The organism is Veillonella sp. oral taxon 158 (assembly GCF_018376515.1).
GTDB lineage: Bacteria > Bacillota > Negativicutes > Veillonellales > Veillonellaceae > Veillonella > Veillonella rogosae.
In genome coordinates this window covers 1-22,268 of sequence record NZ_JAHABE010000019.1, presented here as the reverse complement: position 1 = coordinate 22,268, position 22,268 = coordinate 1, and the positions used below count along the sequence as shown (strand labels likewise).

The 22,268-nt window shown below is 40.7% G+C and carries 17 protein-coding genes and 1 pseudogene; 17 read left to right on the top strand and 1 reads right to left on the bottom strand.

All coding sequences use genetic code 11. The annotated features are described in order from the left end of the window. The 9 genes and pseudogenes from tuf to rplL form a co-directional block, all read left to right on the top strand. Nucleotides 1-139, top strand: a pseudogene (gene tuf / locus KH364_RS09005) (elongation factor Tu); the annotation flags it as partial. A 175-nt stretch (nt 140-314) separates the two neighbouring features. Then, complete coding sequence (locus KH364_RS09000; protein ID WP_273299380.1) at nt 315-2,555, top strand: nitric-oxide reductase large subunit; 2,241 nt, start codon at nt 315-317, stop codon at nt 2,553-2,555. A 327-nt stretch (nt 2,556-2,882) separates the two neighbouring features. Continuing rightward, a complete protein-coding gene (gene rpmG, locus KH364_RS08995) occupies nt 2,883-3,032 on the top strand; it encodes a 50S ribosomal protein L33 (RefSeq protein WP_004693530.1) in 150 nt (49 codons plus the stop codon). Nucleotides 3,033-3,074: 42 nt separating this feature from the next. Continuing rightward, nucleotides 3,075-3,296 (top strand): preprotein translocase subunit SecE, encoded by a 222-nt coding sequence (gene secE / locus KH364_RS08990; protein ID WP_009351089.1) that lies wholly within the window; start codon nt 3,075-3,077, stop codon nt 3,294-3,296. A gap of 12 nt (nt 3,297-3,308) precedes the next feature. Next, the gene (nusG, locus tag KH364_RS08985) at nt 3,309-3,845 is read left to right on the top strand and encodes a transcription termination/antitermination protein NusG (RefSeq protein WP_009351135.1); all 537 of its coding nucleotides are present in this window, start codon (nt 3,309-3,311) and stop codon (nt 3,843-3,845) included. Between the two features lie 101 nt (nt 3,846-3,946). Then, nucleotides 3,947-4,372 (top strand): 50S ribosomal protein L11, encoded by a 426-nt coding sequence (gene rplK, locus KH364_RS08980; RefSeq protein ID WP_004693535.1) that lies wholly within the window; start codon nt 3,947-3,949, stop codon nt 4,370-4,372. A 76-nt stretch (nt 4,373-4,448) separates the two neighbouring features. Beyond that, nucleotides 4,449-5,159: a 50S ribosomal protein L1 gene (gene rplA / locus KH364_RS08975; RefSeq protein ID WP_005377180.1), complete on the top strand. Its 711-nt coding sequence runs from the start codon at nt 4,449-4,451 to the stop codon at nt 5,157-5,159. A 174-nt stretch (nt 5,160-5,333) separates the two neighbouring features. Then, complete coding sequence (gene rplJ / locus KH364_RS08970) at nt 5,334-5,831, top strand: 50S ribosomal protein L10 (RefSeq protein WP_009351171.1); 498 nt, start codon at nt 5,334-5,336, stop codon at nt 5,829-5,831. Nucleotides 5,832-5,907: 76 nt separating this feature from the next. Beyond that, the gene (rplL, locus tag KH364_RS08965; protein WP_320409194.1) at nt 5,908-6,270 is read left to right on the top strand and encodes a 50S ribosomal protein L7/L12; all 363 of its coding nucleotides are present in this window, start codon (nt 5,908-5,910) and stop codon (nt 6,268-6,270) included. Between the two features lie 120 nt (nt 6,271-6,390). Here rplL and KH364_RS08960 read toward each other — a convergent pair whose 3' ends face one another. Continuing rightward, on the bottom strand, nt 6,391-8,028 hold the full coding sequence (locus tag KH364_RS08960; RefSeq protein ID WP_273299379.1) for a glycosyltransferase family 39 protein: 1,638 nt from the start codon (nt 8,026-8,028) through the stop codon (nt 6,391-6,393). 239 nt (nt 8,029-8,267) lie between these two features. On the opposite strand from KH364_RS08960, the gene KH364_RS08955 reads away from it, so the two are divergent. From KH364_RS08955 to KH364_RS08920, 8 genes are all read left to right on the top strand, one after another. Further along, nucleotides 8,268-9,683 (top strand): aspartate ammonia-lyase, encoded by a 1,416-nt coding sequence (locus KH364_RS08955; protein WP_043005780.1) that lies wholly within the window; start codon nt 8,268-8,270, stop codon nt 9,681-9,683. Nucleotides 9,684-10,013: 330 nt separating this feature from the next. Continuing rightward, a complete protein-coding gene (rpoB, locus tag KH364_RS08950; RefSeq protein WP_265139120.1) occupies nt 10,014-14,168 on the top strand; it encodes a DNA-directed RNA polymerase subunit beta in 4,155 nt (1,384 codons plus the stop codon). Between the two features lie 29 nt (nt 14,169-14,197). Next, nucleotides 14,198-18,400, top strand: coding sequence for a DNA-directed RNA polymerase subunit beta' (gene rpoC / locus KH364_RS08945; RefSeq protein WP_273299378.1), 4,203 nt, complete (start codon nt 14,198-14,200; stop codon nt 18,398-18,400). Nucleotides 18,401-18,802: 402 nt separating this feature from the next. Beyond that, complete coding sequence (locus tag KH364_RS08940; protein ID WP_273299377.1) at nt 18,803-19,048, top strand: ribosomal L7Ae/L30e/S12e/Gadd45 family protein; 246 nt, start codon at nt 18,803-18,805, stop codon at nt 19,046-19,048. Between the two features lie 76 nt (nt 19,049-19,124). Further along, on the top strand, nt 19,125-19,499 hold the full coding sequence (gene rpsL / locus KH364_RS08935; protein ID WP_004693554.1) for a 30S ribosomal protein S12: 375 nt from the start codon (nt 19,125-19,127) through the stop codon (nt 19,497-19,499). 52 nt (nt 19,500-19,551) lie between these two features. Continuing rightward, nucleotides 19,552-20,022: a 30S ribosomal protein S7 gene (gene rpsG / locus KH364_RS08930; protein ID WP_004693556.1), complete on the top strand. Its 471-nt coding sequence runs from the start codon at nt 19,552-19,554 to the stop codon at nt 20,020-20,022. Nucleotides 20,023-20,037: 15 nt separating this feature from the next. Then, nucleotides 20,038-22,113 (top strand): elongation factor G, encoded by a 2,076-nt coding sequence (gene fusA / locus KH364_RS08925; protein ID WP_273299376.1) that lies wholly within the window; start codon nt 20,038-20,040, stop codon nt 22,111-22,113. Between the two features lie 50 nt (nt 22,114-22,163). Further along, nucleotides 22,164-22,268, top strand: a 105-nt coding sequence (locus KH364_RS08920; RefSeq protein WP_227041794.1) for a GTP-binding protein, incomplete at its 3' end; no start/stop codon positions are given.

The following is a 22,268-nucleotide window of genomic DNA, read 5'->3' as shown; positions in this document are numbered from 1 at the left end:
AATGTGTATGCCTGGCGATAACGTAACAATGAACATCGAATTGATTACACCAATCGCTATTGAAGAAGGTCTTCGTTTCGCGATTCGCGAAGGTGGCCACACAGTAGGCGCTGGCGTAGTAACAGCAATCGAAGGTTAATTCATAATCTTTGTAGTAAATAGGACCCCAATTGGGGTCCTATTTTTGTATTAATTTATATATTGTTTATTGTATATGTAACCAAAGATACAGAATCATTCTACTAATAGTGTTACTATAATCTCAAGGAGAGCAAAGGCTCTCCTTTTGTGTTTTTTATAGAAAAGGAGGTAATATGATGGGTGAATACAAAAAGTATTGGATAGCCGTAGTAGCCGTTCTTATTATTGGTTTTTCTATTCTTGGTTATCTAGGTACTGATGTGTATCATCAAGCACCGCCAGTGCCGACTGCGTATGTATCTCAAGATGGACAGGTCTTGTTCACTAAGGAAGATATTTTACATGGTCAATCGGCATGGCAATCTACTGGTGGTCAATCGGTAGGGACCGTTTTAGGTCATGGCGCATATCAAGCGCCTGACTGGACAGCAGATTGGTTACATAAAGAAGTATCCGTGATGTTGGATATTAAATCTCAAGAGGCTTTTGGGGTTCTTTATGACCAATTGGTACCTGCACAACAAGCAGCTATTAAAGAAGTTGTGAAAAAAGAGTATTTAGGTAGTGCAGTCCGTGAAGATGGAACTGTTGTCTTATCTCCAGAACGAATTACGGCAATGAATTTAACTGGTCGTTATTTGGTTGAGTTGTACGGAGATAATCCTGATTTAACATTGACTCGTGATCATTTTGCGATGAAGGATAATACATTACCTAAGTTACAAGATCGCATTGATATGGCACGCTTCTTCTTCTGGACTACTTGGATGGCATCTACGCAACGTCCTGGTACAGATGCAACGTATACAAACAACTGGCCACATGAACCTTTGTTGGATCATAACCCTACACCTGAAAGTATCGCATGGTCTGTTGTGAGTGTTATTATCTTATTATGTGGCATTGGTGTAGTTGTATGGTTATGGGCCTTTGGTAAAAAGGATGATGATCATGCATTGGTTCCGCCAACAGAAGATCCAATTAGCAAGATCACGTTAACGCCATCTCAACGTGCATTAGGTAAATATTTGTTTACAATCCTAGCATTGTTCTTATTCCAATTGGGAATGGGTGGGATTATTGCCCACTATACTGTAGAAGGTCAAGCGTTCTATGGTATTCCATTAGCGCAATATTTCCCTTATTCTATTGCGCGTACATGGCATATTCAGGCATCTTTATTCTGGATTGCTATGGCATTCTTGAGTGCTGGTCTATTCTTGGCACCAATCATTAATGGTGGTAAAGATCCTAAATATCAAAAGCTTGGGGTGGACATCTTATTCTGGGCTCTTGTAGTTCTTGTAGTAGGTTCCTTCGCTGGTACATATTTAGGCGTAGCACATCAAATTCCAGCAGCGTGGAATTTCCTTCTCGGACACCAAGGTTACGAATATATCGAGTTGGGTCGTATTTGGCAGTGGATTGAATACATTGGTATTTTATTCTGGCTTGTACTCATGATACGTAGCATTATTGGTGCCTTCAAGCAAAAAGGGGATAAAAACCTCATTGCAGCCTTCATATTCTCCGTCATCATGGTAGGTATCTTCTATGGTCCAGGGTTATTCTATGGTGAACATAGCCATTTGGCGATTATGGAGTATTGGCGTTGGTGGGTAATCCATCTTTGGGTTGAAGGCTTCTTCGAAGTATTCTCCACTACATTAATGGCATTTATCTTTGTTACATTAGGGCTTGTATCGTATCGTGCTGGTACAGTTGCGGCCATCTCTTCTGGGGCTATTTATCTCATAGGTGGTATCCCTGGTACATTCCATCATCTATACTTCACAGGTGTTACATCCACTATCGTGGCAACAGGCGCATCCTTCTCTGCGTTAGAAGTAGTACCACTTGTACTCTTAGGTTATGAAGCTTTTGAAAACTATACACGTCTTCATAGTGCTCCTTGGATGCATCGTCTAAAATGGCCTGTGTATTGTTTTATTGCCGTGTCCTTCTGGAATCTAGTGGGGGCAGGGGTATTCGGGTTCTTGATCAACATGCCTGTATCCTTGTTCTACATCCAAGGTCTTAATACAACTGCAGTACATGCCCACACAGCATTGTTTGGTGTGTATGGTTTCTTAAGTCTAGGATTTGTATTCCTTATTGCTCGCTATATCCGACCTGAAGTAGAATTTAACGATAAGCTAATGAAGTTCGGTTTCTGGGCTCTCAATATAGGGCTTGCATTAATGGTGCTTATTAGCTTATTGCCAATCGGTCTTATTCAATCCTGGGCTAGTATCACAAATGGCTTATGGTTTGCGCGCAGTGAAGAATTTATGCAACAACCATTGTTACAAAATTTGCGGTGGGCTCGTCTCATCGGTGATACGATACTAATTGTTGGTGCTGTAGCATTCTTCTGGCAAATTGTAAAAGTTCTATTTGCGAAGAAATCTTAATCTATAAATGGATTACTTCTTAATCTGTAAATAGATGATTTAAAGGGTATTAAATCATATTATTAATTCTATTTACCTGTATGAGTAAACGGCATAAAATGTATGAAAAATATGCGATGATTTAGTACCATATTAATGGCGTTCCTTTATAGACAAGGGACGCCATTTTTTGTTATACTATCCCTGTCAGGTACATGTGCCTGGCTTTTTTGAGTTGCTTAAATTCTTGACATCGCTTGCTACGTATGATATAGTTTTTTAGTATGTAGTCGAGCGTTTTCGAGTACAAGAGACAGATTTAGTAAATATAAAGCGAGGTGTATCCGGATGCGTAATGCCATTACTTTAGCTTGCACAGATTGCAAACAACGTAACTATCAAACGAACAAGAACAAAAAGAACAATCCTGATCGTATTGAAATGATGAAATATTGCAAATTCTGCGGTAAACATACATTACACCGTGAAACAAAATAATTCTTATCATTCATTACCTGTTGATTTGAGGATGTGAAAAAAATGGCAAAGTCTAACTCAGCAGTGCAGCAGCGTGGTGGATTTGGAAAATTCTTCCGCGGTGTGAAAGCTGAACTAAAAAAAGTAGTCTGGCCAACAAAAAAAGAGCTTATCAATTACACAATAGTAGTATTCTTAGTGACTATTTTCATCGCTTTGGTTATTGCTGTGCTTGATGGACTCTTCGCCCAACTTTTTAATACGTTGTTGCACTTTGTTGGATAAGGGGGCCATTACATGGAAGCAGATAAGAAGTGGTATGTAATTCATACCTATTCAGGCTACGAAAATAAAGTTAAAACCACTCTTGAACTTAAAGTTCAATCTATGGGCCTACAAGATGTGATTAGCCGTATTTTGGTACCTCTTGAGGACGAAATAGATGAAAAAGATGGGGTTAAAAAAGTAGTAAAACGTAAGATATTTCCTGGGTACGTATTGGTTGAAATGGAAGTTAACGACCGCTCTTGGTATGTTGTGCGCAACACGCCAGGTGTAACAGGTTTCGTTGGTTCTGCCACTAAACCAGTTCCACTTTCTGATTCCGAAGTAGAACATATACTTAAGTCTCAGGGCTTGGATAAGAAACCAACCATCAACGTCGATGTCGAAGTTGGTGAAACGGTACGCATTACGTCCGGGGCCTTTGAAGATAAACTAGGTGTTATTACCGAACTTAACCCTGAAAAAGGAACATTGAAACTTAACGTAGAAATGTTCAACCGAGATACCGAGGTAGAGGTAGAGTTCTCTCAAATTGAGAAAGCTCTTTAATATATAAATATAACTCTAAAAAGAGCAATCGATTTTGGTTGCCAGTGGGAGGATGTATATCCGTTACCACCACAGTATAAGCATAGGAGGTTTAATTACCCATGGCTAAGAAATTAGTTAAACAAGTAAAACTACAAATTGAAGCCGCTAAAGCTACTCCAGCACCACCAGTTGGTCCTGCACTAGGTCAAGCAGGTGTTAACATCGTTGCTTTCACAAAAGAATTCAACGAACGTACTGCTAAACAAGCTGGCTTAATTATCCCAGTAGTTATTAACGTATATGAAGATCGTAGCTTCGACTTCATCACTAAGACTCCACCAGCTGCAGTATTGTTGAAAAAAGCTGCAGGTATTCCAAAAGGTTCTGGTGTACCTAACCGTGATAAAGTAGCAAAAGTAGGTCGCGATAAAGTTCGTGAAATTGCTGAATTGAAAATGCCTGACTTGAATGCTAATACCGTAGAACAAGGTATGCGCATGGTAGAAGGTACTGCTCGCAGCATGGGCATTGAAATCGTTGACTAATAAGCGTACGACTTGCGCATAAGGCGCAAATCGGTGGGAGGGAATTCCCGTTTGACCACATAAGGAGGATATTATAATGGCAAAAGTAGGTAAGAAATACGCTGAAGCAGTAAAACTTATTGAAGCTGGTAAATTCTACGAACCAGTAGAAGCAATTGAGTTGGTTAAGAAAACTGCAACTGCAAATTTCGATGAAACAGTTGAAATCGCTTTCAACTTGAATGTCGACCCTAAATACGCTGATCAACAAGTTCGTGGTGCAGTAGTATTGCCTCATGGTACTGGCAAAACTAAACGCGTTCTTGTATTCGCAAAAGGCGACAATATTAAAGCAGCTGAAGAAGCTGGTGCAGATTTCGTAGGTTCTGAAGAGTTAGTAGCTAAAATCCAAGGTGGTTGGAGCGACTTCGACGTAGTAGTTGCTACACCAGACATGATGGGTCAAGTTGGCCGTCTTGGTAAAATCTTGGGTCCTAAAGGCTTGATGCCAAACCCTAAAGTTGGTACAGTAACTCCAGACGTTGCTCGTGCAGTAAACGAAATCAAAGCTGGTAAAATCGAATACCGTACTGATAAAGCAGGTATTATCTCTTGCTCCATCGGTAAAGCGTCTTTCGATGATGAAAAATTACTTGACAACTACCGTACAATCGTTGATACTATTATCAAGGCTAAACCTGTAGCAGCTAAAGGTCAATACATTAAATCTGTAACCTTGTCCGCTACAATGGGCCCTGGTGTGCCTTTGAACGTGTTCAAATTGAGCAACGTTACAAAAGAGCAATAATCAAATATGTCTCTTAGCTGTAGACGGCTGGTATGTATAATGGATGAAAATCCGCCCGCTGAGGCTGACACTAGAACAACCTAGTACTAGTTCGACCTCATCGCGTGCGATGGGGTCGTTTTTTACGCTAAGATAGTACATAGAGCACCAAAAAATCTATAAGGAGGTAATCTAATGGCTGTCACTGAATCAAAAAAAGCAATTGTTGCTCAAATGAAAGAAACTCTTTCTGAAGCAAAAGGTGCTGTATTGATTGGTTACTCTGGTTTGACTGTTGCTCAAGCAACTGAACTTCGTCGCAAAATGTTGGCTGAAGGTGTTGAATACAAAGTAATCAAAAATACTTTGACTCGTATCGCTGCAAACGAATTGAATCTTGAAGGTTTCTCTGAGCACTTAGAAGGTCCAACTGCATTGGCTACTTCTAAAGAGGATGCTGTTGCACCTGCTCGTGTAATCGAACAATTCATCAAAACAACTGATAAAGAAGTTGTTACAGTTAAAGCTGGTATCGTTGAAGGCGAAGTTATGGACGCTGCTGGCATCAAAGCAATTGCAAATCTTCCAAACCGCGAAGGTATGCTTTCCATGTTGCTTTCCGTATTGCAAGCTCCTGTTCGCAACGTTGCATACGCTGTCAAAGCTGTTGCAGAAGCAAAACCTGCAGAATAATAATTACAAAGAATTATTCGTCGGCCGCATGAGGCTGGCACTATAAACTAATTTATGGAGGATACTTAAAATGGCATTGAACATTGAAAACATCGTTGCTGAATTAAAAGAAGCAACTATTCTTGAACTTAATGATCTTGTAAAAGCAATTGAAGAAGAATTTGGCGTAACTGCAGCAGCTCCTGTAGCTGTAGCAGCAGCTGGCGACGCTGGTGCTGGCGCAGCTAAAGATTCCTTCGACGTAATCTTGAAAGATGCTGGCGCATCCAAAATCAACGTAATCAAAGTTGTTCGTGAAGCAACTGGTCTTGGCTTGAAAGAAGCTAAAGCTATCGTTGACGGCGCTCCTGCACCTGTAAAAGAAGGCGTAGCTACTGAAGCAGCTGAAGCTTTGAAAGCTCAATTGGAAGAAGCTGGCGCAACTGTAGAATTGAAATAATTCTAGCCATATTAAAAGGCGTACCCTTGGGTACGCCTTTTTTGTTTGCTAAAAAAGCCCATCTATACGTTTCTCTTAATGTAGTATCAAACATTAAGAGTTGGTATAGACGAGTTAAATTTATTGAAGTTTATATATAGAGGCAATTTTAGTCTTATTAACTAACTTTGCTTTTGGATAAGGGAAGGTATTCGTAAAGTCTTTATCATATTTATTTGGTACTATTACATAAGCGCCATGGTTCTGATTTCTTCGTTGTAAAAAAGAATCTTTTGTTATGGTAGGCATTAACGCTTTACCTTCAGTCCATCTAGGATCATCAGTTGTATCTACAAAAATTTGAGTAGGTGTTGTATCCATATAATATACGATAGAAGTATAGTAACTACCATATACATATATTGGTTTTGATGTATCCTCAATGTAAGTTTTGAACTGTAATCCAGATTGACTAAATAATACTGGTGGTACTGTAATAGTAATAGCAGAGTATAACGTAAGTAATGGAACAATAGCATATATGGCAAGTCTAAAAGACGATGTTATGTATTGACCGCCAATATAAATTGTACATACTATGATAAAGGAACCTACCACTAATGGTATGCTATCAAGGGTTTTATCAAAGGCTGTAGCAAACGTGAAAATTATATAATAAATACCTAATGGCAAAGTAACCCAATAATTAAATCTTTTTAGTGATGTGGTGAATTCACCAGTCTCTTTATCCGTAATTAACTCACCTATTTTAACTGCTGCCCATAGTATACATGGAATAATAGCAGGTAGCGTATAGGTTATATATTTCGTAGCTACTAATGAGTAGAATAGAACTATAACTACAAACCATATGATACCGAATAAATCAAAATCGTCTTTCCAGTTGATGCTTTTTAATTGATAACATATTACCGGTGTCCAAGGTAATAGTGAAAGCGGTACAATCAAGAGATAATAATACCATACATTAAATTTAGGATGTTCAGACACGAGGGCTCGATCTACATTGTGTAGGCCCAAGAATCCAGAAATAAACTGTTCACCATGTATTGAATACATAGCAATATACCAAGGACCAGCTATACATATAAAGGCCAATAGACCTAAAGGATTAAATAGTAGCTTAACATCTTTTGAAAGCTCGTAGTTTTCATCGTTCCTATGTACTACATAGCGTGCGCATACGTAAATGACTAATATGAGTCCTGGTAAGAGAATTCCTACAGGCCCTTTTGTGATTACGGCTAAGGCAGCAGCAATGTAGGCTTTTATTATTGATGCCTTGTCATTATTGTGAAAAGCTAAATAGCTATATCCAAATATGGCTAAGGTGAAAAGGAATAGGAAGCCATCGGTTATAACGGCATGTGATATATACCAAAACTGTAGTGTACTCATTAATAGAATGGCACAAAGTACACTGATAGAGACATTCTTAGACATGCGGTAGACAATGTGATACATAAAGGCCACACTAGCTCCCGCCACGAGTGTATTCGGTATCCGCGATGTAAAGTCAGATATGCCGAATAGTTTGTATGTTATCATAAGGGCCCAATAGGTGAGAGGTGGTTTGTCATACCACACTTGGTCATATATCATAGGCGATATCCAGGAGTTGTGTTTTAGCATGGTAATGGCAGAGAGTACATAGTTTGATTCGACTGGATCGGTGATAGGCAAATAGGCGTTGTAGAAACCATAACTCAGGATGGTCAATAAAAATAAAGCGCTTATACGCAGAGCGTGATAATTCATAGTCAATACTCCTTACTTACATAGTTTATACTATTGTACTATAGGGGTAGTTATATTCAAAACCTGTCTTGATATAGTATATTTAATTACCGAAATAAATATTGTATAGAATATTGTTTGTTCAGGATACATGAAATGACTTTTATGTATACAAGATACATGCTATAATGAGCGCATAAGATAAAATTATTTCATCAAAATGTCATTAAATATATGAAATAGTGGAAAGAGGATCTAATATGAGAAAAGAACATGATTTCCTAGGTGAGTTAGAAGTAGCTGATGAGCTATATTATGGCGTACAAACTATTCGTGCCTTAGAAAACTTCCATATTACAGGAAAACATTTAGACCAAGACTTTATTAAAGCTTTGGCGATGGTTAAAAAAGCATCTGCTTTGGCTAATATGAAAACTGGTCGTCTCAATGTATCTATTGGTAAAGCAATTGTTCAAGCTGCGGACGAAGTAATTGAAGGTCAATTTGCCGATCAATTCCCAGTTGACCCAATTCAAGGTGGTGCAGGTACTTCTGTAAACATGAACATGAACGAAGTATTGGCTAACCGCGCTTGTGAAATTTTAGGTCATCCAAAAGGTAGCTACGATATCGTAAGCCCTAACAACCACTGTAACATGGCGCAATCCACAAACGATGCGTTCCCTACAGCAATTAAAGTATGTGCTATTATTAAATCCAAACCTTTACTTGACGCATTGCAACGCCTCGTTGATGAGCTCGAGAAAAAGGCTGAAGAATACAGCGAAATCTTGAAAATGGGTCGTACTCATTTACAAGATGCGGTGCCAATTACATTGGGCCAAGAAATGGGTGCTTATGCATCTGGTATTCGCCGTGGTATTAAACGTATTAAATCTGCCGTTGAAGGTGCACATGTAATCAACATGGGTGCCACTGCAGTTGGTACAGGTCTTAATGCTGAACCTAACTACATTCATGATGTAGCTTATGAACTTAGCGAAGTAGTAGGTGAACCATTCTACACTGCGGAAAACTTGATCGACGCTACAAACAATACAGACGTATTTGCAGATATCTCCAGTGGTTTGAAAGTAACTGCACTTGTATTGATTAAAATGGCGAATGACTTCCGCTTGATGGCATCTGGCCCTCGTTGTGGTATTGGGGAATTAAAATTACCTGCACGCCAACCTGGTTCTTCCATCATGCCTGGTAAAGTTAACCCTGTTATCGCCGAAGTATTGAACCAAGTATGTTACCAAGTTATCGGTAATGATACTACTATTACATTGGCTGTAGAAAATGGTCAATTTGAATTGAACGTAATGGAACCTGTATTGGCGTACAACTTGTTCAATAACCTTTGCTACCTCAAAAACGGTGTAAATACATTCGTTGATAAATTGCTCGTAGATCTTGAAGTGGACCGCGAACAATGCGAATACTGGTTGAACCGTTCCGTAGGTATCGTAACAGCATTGTTACCACACCTTGGTTACGAAACTGCATCTGCATTGGCTAAAGAAGCATATGAAACAGGTCGTGCTATCCGCGATATCATCTTAGATCAAGGTTTATTGACTGAAGATGAAATCAATCATATTCTTTCTCCTAAAGAAATGACTCGCCCTGGTATTGCTGGTGCAAAATTGTTAAAACAAAAAGGTAACTAATACATTACCCTTTGTTAATAGATGAACAAAGCATGAAAATGAAAGACTGTCAACCCTTTTGGTTGACAGTCTTTTTTATTACTGATAAAATTATATATTGCAAAAGTAGCGTTTTCTGCTTTTGGATGTAAAAACTATAACTTTAATAGTGATGAGGTTTTCTTCCAAGGTTGTGCTTGGTTAATGGGAAGCAAGGTTATTTTAAAAAATGAAATGGACCTTGCTTTATTTGACGTTGCCCGAGCAGGAAAACTGAGACCTGAAAGATGTCTTTTTCATGCCGTTATAGAAAATGGTAGACCAGTGTGTTTGATAGGGGTGAAAGCAAATATGTTCAAACCTGAACAGGTAGGCAAACGAACTCGTTATACATATGCAAAAATTAACGAAGTTATTAAAATGCCGCATTTATTGGACATTCAACGTAAATCGTATGAATGGTTCTTGGAGAGTGGTTTACAAAATATTTTCAACGATATTTCTCCGATTAAAGACAATTCAGGTAATTTAGTACTTTCTTTTGAAGGTTTCAGCTTAGGTGAGCCTAAGTATGATATTAATGAATGTAAAAACCGTGATGCTACATACGCAGCACCACTTCGTGTAAATATTCGCTTGGTAAATAATGATCCAGAAAACATGGACATTAAAGAACAAGAAGTATTCATGGGCGACTTCCCATTGATGACTGATACAGGTACTTTCATCATCAATGGTGCAGAACGGGTTATCGTATCCCAATTGGTACGTTCTCCAGGCGTTTACTATAATAAAGAAATCGATACAATGGGTAACCGTTTATACGATTCCACAGTGATTCCTAACCGTGGCGCATGGATCGAGCTTGAAACAGATGCGAGTGAAATCGTAGCGGTTCGTATTGACCGTAACCGTAAGTTACCAGCTACAGTATTGGTACGTGCATTAGGTTGGGATACTAATGAAAGCATCCTTGACCTCTTCTGGAACGGTAAAACTGATGAAGATGGTTTGCCAATTTATGATGAGCGCATCGTTCGCACATTAGAAAAAGATACAACTCAATCCGCTGATGAAGCATTAGTTGAAATCTATAAAAAATTGCGTCCAGGCGAGCCTCCAACAGTAGAGTCTGCTCGTAACTTGTTCGATAACTTGTTCTTCGATGCACGCCGTTATGACTTGGCGCGCGTTGGTCGTTATAAATTGAACAAAAAACTTGGTTGGCGTCAACGTATGTTAGGTCACACATTGGCTCAACCTATCGTAGATCCTGAAACTGGCGAAGTAATCCTTGATGCAGGCGTACAAGTTGGGGAAGAACAACTTGATATCGTAGCAAATAGCCATGTATTCGATGGCGAAGGTTTTGCTGAATTCTACATCGTAAATAACGATGGTGTAGAGTCTAAAGTAATCTGTAACAACTGCAACTTGCCATTCGATCACCGCACAGTAACTCGCGAAGACATGATTGCTAACATCTCTTACTTGCTCAATCTTATGGATGGTGCAGGTCACACAGATGATATTGACCACTTGGGTAACCGTCGTCTTCGTTGCGTAGGTGAATTGTTGCAAAACCAATTCCGTATTGGTTTGACTCGTATGGAACGTGTTGTTCGTGAACGTATGACAATTCAAGAAATCGAATCTATCACGCCTCAAGCGTTGATTAACATTCGTCCTGTAGTGGCTGCAATCAAAGAATTCTTTGGTTCCTCCCAGTTGTCCCAGTTCATGGACCAAACAAACCCATTAGCAGAATTAACTCACAAACGTCGTTTATCTGCCCTTGGTCCTGGCGGTTTATCTCGTGAGCGTGCAGGCTTCGAAGTTCGTGACGTGCATCATTCTCATTATGGCCGTATGTGTCCAATCGAGACTCCAGAGGGTCCAAACATCGGTTTGATCAACTCCTTGTCCAACTACGCGAAAGTAAACGAGTTCGGTTTCATCGAAGCTCCTTACCGTAAAGTAGAAAAAGTATATGGCAAAGGTGCTGATGCTGATAAAGTAGTTAAAGTACGCGTATCTGACAGCGTAGTATACATGACAGCAGATGAAGAAGAAGGCATGACAATTGCCCAAGCGAACTCTCCACTTGATGAGGAAGGTTACTTCACAACTGAACATGTAGCTTGTCGTCGTGGTCATGACGTATTAGAAGTTACACCTGATAAGGTTGACTATATGGACGTAAGTCCAAAAGAAGTTGTATCCATTGGTACAGCTATGATTCCATTCCTTGAAAATGACGATGCTAACCGTGCCTTGATGGGTGCGAACATGCAACGTCAGGCGGTACCACTCTTGCGTGCACAAGCTCCACTTGTTGGTACAGGTATGGAATATACAGCAGCGACTGACTCCGGCGTTTGCGTACTTGCACGTGAAGCTGGTAAAGTTGTACGTTGCTGGGGTAATGAAATCCACGTACTTCGCGATAGCGATGGTCGTGTTGATACATACCGCTTGAATAAATTCCTTCGTTCTAACCAATCCACATGCTTTAACCAAAAACCAATCGTTAATCGTGGCGACCATGTTGTAAAAGGCCAAGTATTGGCTGACGGTCCTGCTACTGATGGCGGTGAATTGGCGTTAGGTTATAACGTTCTTGTAGCGTTCATGCCTTGGGAAGGTTATAACTACGAGGATGCTATCTTGCTTAGTGAAGAGCTTTGCAAAGAAGATATCTACACATCCATTCATATTGAAGAATACGAATGTGATGCGCGCGACACTAAATTAGGTGCTGAAGAAATTACTCGTGAATTGCCTAATACTGGTGACGACACACTTAAAAACTTAGATGAAGAAGGTATTATCTGCATTGGTGCAGAAGTACACCCTGGCGATATCCTAGTAGGTAAAGCTACACCAAAAGGCGAAACTGAACTTACTCCAGAGGAACGTTTATTGCGCGCTATCTTTGGGGACAAAGAACGTGAAGTTCGCGACACATCCTTGCGCGTACCTCATGGCGAATCTGGTAAAGTAGTAGATGTTAAAGTCTTCACTCGTGAAAACGGCGACGAATTACAACCAGGTGTAAATAAACTTGTTCGCGTATACATCGCTCAAAAACGTAAGATTCACGAAGGCGATAAAATGGCGGGCCGTCATGGTAACAAAGGTGTCGTTTCTCGCGTTATGAGAAAAGAAGATATGCCATTCCTTCCGGATGGTACTCCAGTACAAATCGTATTGAACCCATTGGGCGTACCTTCTCGTATGAACATCGGTCAGGTTCTTGAAACTCACTTGGGTTGGGCTGTTCAAGGCTTAGGTATGAAAATCAAGGCTACAGACCTTCACATTAAAAATGTGTTGAAAGAAGCTCGTACTGATGCATCTTACTGGGAACAAATCGATGCAATCCGCGATCTTTATGCTCAAATTGAAGCATTGGAAGCAAAAATTGCAGAAGATGTAACAGTAAGCCATTTCAAAGAGAATGAACAAATCATTACTTTGAAAACTAAAATTCTTAAACATGTAGAAAAAGCAGCACAAAAGAAATTGGATGCTATGGGTGGCGAAGCTCGTTACCAAGAACTTAAAGCTATTGAAGCAAAATACAATGCACTTCATGTAGAATTCTTTGACTCTGAAGAGGATGCTCCAGAAATGGATCCTGTACTTGTAGAGGAATTAGAAGCAATCAATAAAGTTAAGAATACTCTTAACAATATTCACTCTGCTGAAGAAAAACGCATTGAAATCCGCAAAGAGTTGGAAGGTCTTGGCTATGACTTCAAAAAATATGGCATGCCAACACCAGATGTAGCAGGTATTCATATCGCTACACCTGTATTTGATGGTGCACACGAAAAAGACGTATTCGAAACATTAGAAATCGCTGGTCGTCCTGAAAATGGTAAAACAGTATTGTACGATGGTCGTACTGGTGAACCTATGGATAACCACGTAACTGTTGGTTACGTTTACATGCTTAAACTCCATCACTTGGTTGACGACAAAATCCATGCTCGTTCCACAGGTCCGTACTCCCTTGTTACACAACAACCATTGGGCGGTAAAGCTCAGTTCGGTGGTCAACGTTTCGGGGAAATGGAAGTTTGGGCTCTCGAAGCATATGGCGCAGCTTATACACTTCAAGAGCTATTAACTGTTAAGTCTGACGACGTTGTTGGTCGTGTGAAAGCATACGAAAAAATCGTTAAAGGCGAAAACATCCCTGAACCAGGTGTACCTGAGTCCTTCAAGGTATTGCTCAAAGAACTTCAAAGTATTGGTCTTGATGTAAAAATCTTGAATGAAGATCAAGAAGAAGTTGTTATGAAAGAACTTGATGACGAAGATGAAGTGGTAGAAACTGGTATTGAAGAAGTTATGGAAGGCAGTGCAGTAGAAACTGACGAAGTAACTGTAGTAGAACCAGAAGTAGAGGAAGAAGCACCAGCTGACAACGGTGGTGAAGATGATATCCTTAGCCAATTGGCGTTCCCAATGGGCGACTCCTCTAACGATGAAGACTAAAACTATCTATAAGGAAGGGAGCGATAGTAGTGCTAGACGTAAATGAATTCGATTCCATGCGAATCGGTTTAGCCTCTCCAGAGCAGATCTTAGCTTGGTCTCATGGGGAAGTTAAGAAACCTGAAACTATTAACTACCGTACGTTGAAGCCAGAACGTGATGGTCTATTCTGCGAGCGCATTTTTGGACCAACAAAAGACTGGGAATGTCACTGCGGCAAATATAAACGCATTCGCCATAAAGGCGTAGTCTGCGACAAATGTGGTGTAGAGGTTACACGTGCAAAAGTACGTCGTGAACGTATGGGTCATATTGCATTGGCCACTCCTGTATCTCACATTTGGTACTTCAAAGGTATCCCATCCCGTATGGGCCTTATCCTTGACGTATCCCCACGTTCCTTGGAACGCGTATTATACTTTGCTTCCTACATCGTAGTAGATCCAGCTGGTACTCCGTTGGCAAAACGTCAATTATTGTCCGAGCAAGAATACCGCGAATATGAAGCTCAATTTAATGAAGACGGTTACACTATCGGTGGTAAATCCGTCGTAATCGAAACAGTAGCTCAACGCAATGAACGTTTAGCTATTGTCCGTGAAGCACAACGCAAAGAGCGCTACAATGCAGCTCTTCGCGATGATGCAACAATCCCAGAAGCAGATAAAGAATATGAAGAATTAACTCGTGAAGAGCGCTATGAATTAGGCGCTGCAGAAGAGGTTCTCTTCGTATGTATCGACATGGGTGCTGAGGCTGTAAAAGCTCTCTTAGCAGAACTTGATCTTGAAGCATTGAATGCTGAATTGCGTGAAGAATTGAACACTGCTAGTGGTCAACGTAAAATTCGTGCAGTTCGTCGCTTAGAAGTAGTAGAAGCATTCCGTCAATCTGGTAACCGCCCTGAGTGGATGATTATGGACATCGTTCCTGTAATCCCACCTGAATTGCGCCCAATGGTTCAATTAGATGGTGGTCGTTTTGCTACATCTGACCTCAATGATTTATACCGTCGTGTTATCAACCGTAACAATCGTTTGAAACGTTTGTTAGACTTAGGTGCTCCTGATATTATCGTGCGCAACGAAAAACGTATGCTTCAAGAAGCTGTTGACGCATTGATCGATAATGGTCGTCGCGGTCGTCCTGTAACAGGTCCTGGTAACCGTCCGTTAAAATCCTTGTCCGATATGCTTAAAGGTAAACAAGGTCGTTTCCGTCAAAACTTGCTCGGTAAACGTGTTGACTACTCCGGTCGTTCCGTAATCGTAGTAGGTCCTGAACTTAAAATGCACCAATGTGGGTTGCCAAAAGAAATGGCATTGGAATTGTTCAAACCATTCGTTATGAAACGTTTGGTAGAACGCGGTCAAGCATCCAACATCAAGGCAGCTAAACGCCAAGTTGAAAGAATTGGCCCTGGCGTATGGGAATCCTTGGAAGAGGTAATCAAAGAACATCCAGTTCTCTTGAACCGTGCCCCTACATTGCATAGACTTGGTATCCAAGCCTTCGAACCAATCCTTTGGGAAGGCCGTGCTATCAAATTGCATCCATTAGTATGTACAGCCTTCAACGCCGACTTTGACGGTGACCAAATGGCGTGTCACTTACCATTGTCCGTAGAAGCACAAGCAGAAGCTCGTACATTGATGCTTTCTAGCCACAATATCTTGTCCACTAAAGATGGTAAACCAGTAGCGGTACCATCTCAGGATATGATCTTGGGTACATACTACTTAACAGTAGTACGTGAAAATACTAAAGATAACGCTAAAACATTTGCTACTTATGATGAAGTAATGCTTGCTTATGAAGCAGGTGTCATCGGCTTGCAAGATGTTCTCTATATCCGTATGCCTGGCTACGGTCGTGTTGAAACGACTGCAGGTCGCTTGATCTTCAACCATGCATTGTTCCCTGAATTATGGCAATATGCACAAAACGAAGATGGCACTTACACATTAGGTAAGGTTATGGATAAGAAAACAGTTGGTAAATTGGTTGACCAATGCTTCCAATTGTTTGGCAATGAAAAAACTGCAGAACTTTTGGACCGTATTAAATCCTTAGGTTACTCCTTCGCTCGTCGCGCAGGTATGACTGTAGCTATTGCTGATATTAAAGTACCAGAAGTCAAAACTGGCTTATTAGACACAGCGGAACAAGAGGTAGAAAAAGTATCTCGTATGTACCGTCGTGGTCTTATTACAGAAGAAGAACGTTACCGCAAAACAATCCAATTATGGACAAAAGCAACAGATGATGTTACTGATGCCATGATGGATAATATGGCGCGCGACAAAGATGGCTTCAACCCTGTTTACATGATGGCTATCTCTGGTGCCCGTGGTAACAAACAACAGATCCGTCAGCTTGCTGGTATGCGTGGTTTGATGGCCGATCCATCTGGTCGTATCATCGACTTACCAATCAAAGCAAATTTTAAAGAAGGTTTGACTGTATTGGATTACTTTACTTCCTCTCACGGTGCTCGTAAAGGTTTGGCCGATACAGCTCTTCGTACAGCTGACTCCGGTTACTTGACTCGTCGTCTTGTTGACGTATCTCAAGATGTTATCGTTCGTGAGGACGATTGTGATGTTGTAGGTATCGATCTTGTTCGTGAACGTGCTCGTTTGGCTACATCTCCGCGTCAAGCTTTGGAATTGTTGAAAGACAAACTCATTGGTCGTGTTCTAGATAAAGATGTAGTGAACGTAGAAACAGGCGAGCTTGTTGTTCCTGCTGAAACTATCTTAGACGAACAATGCTTGGCAGATATCGCAGAATCCGGTGTAACATCTGTTGCATTGCGTGGTGCGCACCTAGGTTCTGATAGTGATATCAACCATACTAATTTGGTTCAAAAAATTATTCTTGGTGAAAGCGATGAACGCATCCGTGCAACATTAAAAGAAACTATGGTTCAAAATATGTTGAACAAGGATACTGTACATGCCATCGTTGATAGCGAAGGCGTAGAAATCTTCCCTGCTGATACACGCCTCACTGAAGAAGGCATCGAAGCGATTCTTAACTCCGATGTAAAAGAAGTACAAGTACGCAACAATGAAATCCACGGTATCGAAGTGGAAGCAATCGTTGAAGGTACTGGTGTTATTGAGCCGTTAAAAGATCGTATCGTAGGTCGTATTGCAGCTGAAGAATTAGTTAATAAGGAAACTGGTGAAGTAATCGTTCCTCTTAACGGTGAAATCACAGAACCATTGGCTGATGAAGTTGTAAAACACTATGAAACAGTTAAAATCCGTTCCGTATTGACTTGCCGTAGCCCATATGGTGTATGTCGCAAGTGTTATGGTCGCGATTTAGGTACTGGTAACCAAGTTCAAGTTGGTGAAGCAGTAGGTATTATTGCAGCCCAATCCATCGGTGAACCTGGTACACAGTTAACAATGCGTACATTCCATACAGGTGGTGTCGCAGGTGACGATATTACACAAGGTTTGCCACGTGTCGAAGAATTGTTCGAAGCGCGTAAACCAAAACGTAATGCGATTATCGCAGAAAACGAAGGTACAGTTCGCGTTGTACCTAACGAAGGTAAAAAAGGTACAAATACAATCTTCATTACTGGTGAAGACGGTATTGAACTTGATTACCTCATCCCTTATGGTTCCCGCATCATCGTTAAAGACGGTGATGTTGTATCCTTGGGCGCTCGTTTGACTGAAGGTTCTATCAACCCTCACGATATTATGCGCGTAATGGGTACTGAAGCTACTCAACGTTACCTCGTATACGAAGTACAAAAAGTATATAAATCTCAAGGTGTAGAAATTAACGATAAACATATCGAAGTTATCGTACGTCAAATGCTTCATAAAGTTAAAATTGAAGCAGCTGGCGATGCAGATATGCTTCCAGGGGATATGGTCGACGTTAATACCTTTGACGAAGAAAACCGTCGTCTTACTCTTAATGGTCGTGAAACTGCTACAGGTAAACGCACGTTATTGGGTATTACAAAAGCCGCTTTGGCAACGGATTCCTTCTTGTCTGCTGCGTCCTTCCAAGAAACGACACGTGTTCTTACCGACGCTGCAATCAAAGGTAAAATCGATCCATTATTGGGCTTAAAAGAAAATGTAATTATCGGTAAATTGATTCCTGCAGGTACTGGCATGAGCCGTTACCGCAAAATTGAGGTTGTGAAAAACACACCTGAAATTATTGATATTACTGAAGAACCAGCTGTAGAAGAATAATCTATAGGGGTATAAAAAAGAGCGTGCCTTAGGGTGCGCTCTTTTTATATATAATTACTATTCACTTATAATAGTTGCACTTTAAATAAAATACATAAAAATTTCGGTTTCTTATACTTGTACTATATCAATTATGCATACATGAAATGTGATTAATAGACATAATATTAATATTATGTATAAAAATGAGTTGAAAACATGAAATATTGTATAAAAATTAGATATAAATTTATATGATTCGGTGAGATGAAACGCACGGAAACGTGTACACATAAAATGCAGTTGTATAGCGGTGTTAACGCTTGAAAAACGTTTGACAATGGCTAGTGTAATTGATATACTTACATAGTGCTCGGGGGCTAGTATGCCTAAGTAGCATAGTTTCGTAAGGAGAATTTTACTATGGACATTGCCCATCTGAAGTCGATGAACAAAACAATCGGTGCCAAGCAAACGTTGAAAAACATTGCTAAAGGAACTGTAAGCTATGTGTTCGTTGGACATGATAGTGATGAAAGTGTAGTTGGACCTATACGAAATGCTTGTGCTGAACAGGGAATACCTGTGAATGACAAGCACACTATGGATGACCTTGGTCGTGCGTGTCGCATTAAAGTGCGGGCCACAGCGGTAGGTATCCTACGTTAATCTTGGTAATATCCGATGTAACACTTTGTTATGACGGATCAATTATAAATCTCAAATTTGGAAAGGAGGTGCCCAAATGCCAACAATTAATCAGCTAGTACGCAAAGGTCGCATGAGCTTGACTAAAAAATCTACAGCTCCAGCGCTTCAAGAATCTCCACAAAAACGTGGTGTATGTACTCGTGTGTACACAGCTACTCCAAAGAAACCAAACTCCGCGCTTCGTAAAGTTGCCCGTGTACGTTTGACAAACGCTATTGAAGTAACTGCTTACATCCCAGGCATTGGTCACAATTTACAAGAACACAGTGTTGTACTTATCAGAGGCGGTCGTGTAAAAGACCTTCCAGGTGTGCGTTATCACATCGTTCGTGGTGCATTGGATACAGCTGGCGTACAAAATCGTATGCAAAGTCGTTCCAAATACGGCGCGAAAAAAGCTAAAAAATAATTTTAGCCATTAAACGAAACTAACACACATCAGTATAAAGGAGGAATTGAACATGCCAAGAAAAGGCCCTGTTCCGAAACGTGATGTACTTCCAGATCCGGTGTACAACAGCAAATTAGTAACACGTTTCATTAACAAAGTTATGTACGATGGCAAAAAAGGCATTGCTGAAACTATCGTATATGATGCATTCGAAATTATTCGTTCCAAAATGGGTCAAGACCCAATGGAAGTTTTTGATCAAGCATTGAAAAATGTTATGCCTGTACTTGAAGTACGTGCTCGCCGTATCGGTGGTGCGAACTACCAAGTTCCAGTTGAAGTTCGCGCTGATCGCCGTCAAACACTCGGCATTCGCTGGGTTGTAAACTACGCTCGTCTTCGTGGTGAACGCACTATGAAAGAACGCTTAGCAGGCGAATTGATGGACGCTTTCAACAATGCAGGCGCTGCAATCAAGAAAAAAGAAGATACTCATAAAATGGCAGAAGCTAATAAAGCATTTGCTCATTATCGTTGGTAATAAGAGGTGACAACTGTGGCAAGAGAGTTTTCCTTAGCAAAAACTCGTAATATCGGTATCATGGCCCACATCGATGCTGGTAAGACAACAACTACAGAACGTATCCTCTACTATACAGGTATCGTTCACAAGATCGGCGAAGTACATGAAGGCGCTGCTACGATGGACTGGATGGAGCAAGAACAAGAACGTGGTATCACAATCACTTCTGCTGCGACAACTTGTCAATGGAAAGAACATCGTATCAACATCATCGATACTCCTGGTCACGTTGACTTTACTGTAGAGGTAGAACGTTCTCTACGTGTACTTGACGGTTCTGTTGCGGTATTCAGTGCTAAAGGCGGCGTTGAACCACAATCCGAAACAGTATGGCGTCAAGCTTCTAACTACGGCGTACCTCGTATCGCTTATGTAAATAAGATGGATACTGTAGGTGCTGACTTCTTCAACGTAGTTGACATGATGAAAGCTCGTCTAGGTGCAAATTCCGTAGCTATTCAAGTTCCAATTGGTTCTGAAGATACTTTCAAAGGTATCATCGACTTGATGACTATGAAAGCGGAAATTTACTTATCCGATGACGGTAAAGAATTTGAAATCACTGAAATCCCAGCTGAATATCAAGAAGTAGCAGAAGCTCGTCGCGAAATGATGATCGATGCTATCGCTGAAACAGATGACGATATCATGATGAAATACTTGGAAGGCGAAGAAATTTCTGTTGAAGAATTGAAAGCAGCATTGCGTAAAGCAGTTATTGCAAACCAATTGTTCCCAGTTCTTTGTGGTTCTTCCTACAAAAACAAAGGTGTACAAATGTTATTGGACGCTGTAATCGATTACATGCCAGCTCCAATCGACATCCCACCTATTAAAGGTGTTGTTCCTGGTTCTGAAGAAGAAACAACTCGTCCTTCTTCCGATGAAGAGCCATTCTCCGCATTGGCATTCAAAATCATGGCTGACCCTTATGTTGGTAAATTAGCGTTCTTCCGTGTGTACTCTGGTACATTGGAATCCGGTTCTTACGTTTTCAACTCCACTAAAGGTAAAAAAGAACGTATCGGCCGTATTCTTCAAATGCACGCTAACTCCCGTAAAGAAATTGAACGCGTATACTCTGGTGACATCGCTGCGGCGGTTGGCTTGAAGGATACTACTACAGGCGACACATTGTGTGATGAAAAGAATCCTGTAATCCTTGAATCCATGGAATTCCCTGAACCAGTTATCTCCGTTGCTGTTGAACCTAAAACAAAAGCTGACCAAGAAAAAATGGGTACAGCTCTTGCTCGTTTGGCAGAAGAAGATCCTACTTTCAAAGTTCGTACTGATGAAGAAACAGGTCAAACTATTATCTCCGGTATGGGCGAACTTCACTTGGATATCATCGTTGACCGTATGAACCGTGAGTTCAAAGTAGATTGTAACGTAGGTAAACCTCAAGTAGCATATCGCGAAACTATCCGTAAAGCTGTCAAAGCTGAAGGTAAATTCGTACGTCAGTCTGGTGGTCGTGGTCAATATGGTCACTGCTGGTTGGAATTGATTCCACAAGAACCAGGCGCTGGCTTCGAATTTGAAAATAAGGTCGTAGGTGGTGCGATTCCTCGTGAATACATCGGACCTGTAGAAAACGGTGTTAAAGAAGCTATGGAATCCGGTGTTATCGCTGGTTATCCAATGGTTGACATCAAAGTTATCGTATTTGACGGCTCCTACCATGACGTTGACTCCAACGAAATGGCCTTCAAAATCGCTGGTTCCATGGGCTTTAAAGAAGGTGCTCGCAAAGCAGACCCTGCATTGCTTGAACCATACATGTCCGTAGAAGTAGACGTTCCTGAAGAATACATGGGCGACGTTATCGGTGACTTGAACTCCCGTCGTGGTCGCATGGACGGCATGGAAGCTCGTAATGGCAACCAACATATCAAAGCATATGTTCCATTGAGCGAAATGTTCGGTTACGCAACAGACCTTCGTTCTAAAACTCAAGGTCGCGGTAACTACTCCATGACGTTCGATCATTACGAAGAAGTTCCTAAGAAAATTGCTGAAGAAATTCAAGCAAAGAAAAACGGTTAATCTTACATTAGATTAATAGAATTACTATTTTCCTCGGAGGATAATTTAAAATGGCTAAAGAAAAATTTGAACGTACGAAACCGCATGTTAACATCGGTACAATCGGTCACGTTGACCATGGTAAAACTACTTTGACTGCTGCAATCACAAAAGTA

Coding starts and splice junctions, on each gene's coding strand:
- KH364_RS09000 (WP_273299380.1), top strand. CDS start 315: ATGATGGGTGAATACAAAAAGTATTGGATAGCCGTAGTAGCCGTTCTT.
- rpmG (WP_004693530.1), top strand. CDS start 2,883: ATGCGTAATGCCATTACTTTAGCTTGCACAGATTGCAAACAACGTAAC.
- secE (WP_009351089.1), top strand. CDS start 3,075: ATGGCAAAGTCTAACTCAGCAGTGCAGCAGCGTGGTGGATTTGGAAAA.
- nusG (WP_009351135.1), top strand. CDS start 3,309: ATGGAAGCAGATAAGAAGTGGTATGTAATTCATACCTATTCAGGCTAC.
- rplK (WP_004693535.1), top strand. CDS start 3,947: ATGGCTAAGAAATTAGTTAAACAAGTAAAACTACAAATTGAAGCCGCT.
- rplA (WP_005377180.1), top strand. CDS start 4,449: ATGGCAAAAGTAGGTAAGAAATACGCTGAAGCAGTAAAACTTATTGAA.
- rplJ (WP_009351171.1), top strand. CDS start 5,334: ATGGCTGTCACTGAATCAAAAAAAGCAATTGTTGCTCAAATGAAAGAA.
- KH364_RS08960 (WP_273299379.1), bottom strand. CDS start 8,028: ATGAATTATCACGCTCTGCGTATAAGCGCTTTATTTTTATTGACCATC.
- KH364_RS08955 (WP_043005780.1), top strand. CDS start 8,268: ATGAGAAAAGAACATGATTTCCTAGGTGAGTTAGAAGTAGCTGATGAG.
- rpoB (WP_265139120.1), top strand. CDS start 10,014: ATGTTCAAACCTGAACAGGTAGGCAAACGAACTCGTTATACATATGCA.
- KH364_RS08940 (WP_273299377.1), top strand. CDS start 18,803: ATGGACATTGCCCATCTGAAGTCGATGAACAAAACAATCGGTGCCAAG.
- rpsL (WP_004693554.1), top strand. CDS start 19,125: ATGCCAACAATTAATCAGCTAGTACGCAAAGGTCGCATGAGCTTGACT.
- rpsG (WP_004693556.1), top strand. CDS start 19,552: ATGCCAAGAAAAGGCCCTGTTCCGAAACGTGATGTACTTCCAGATCCG.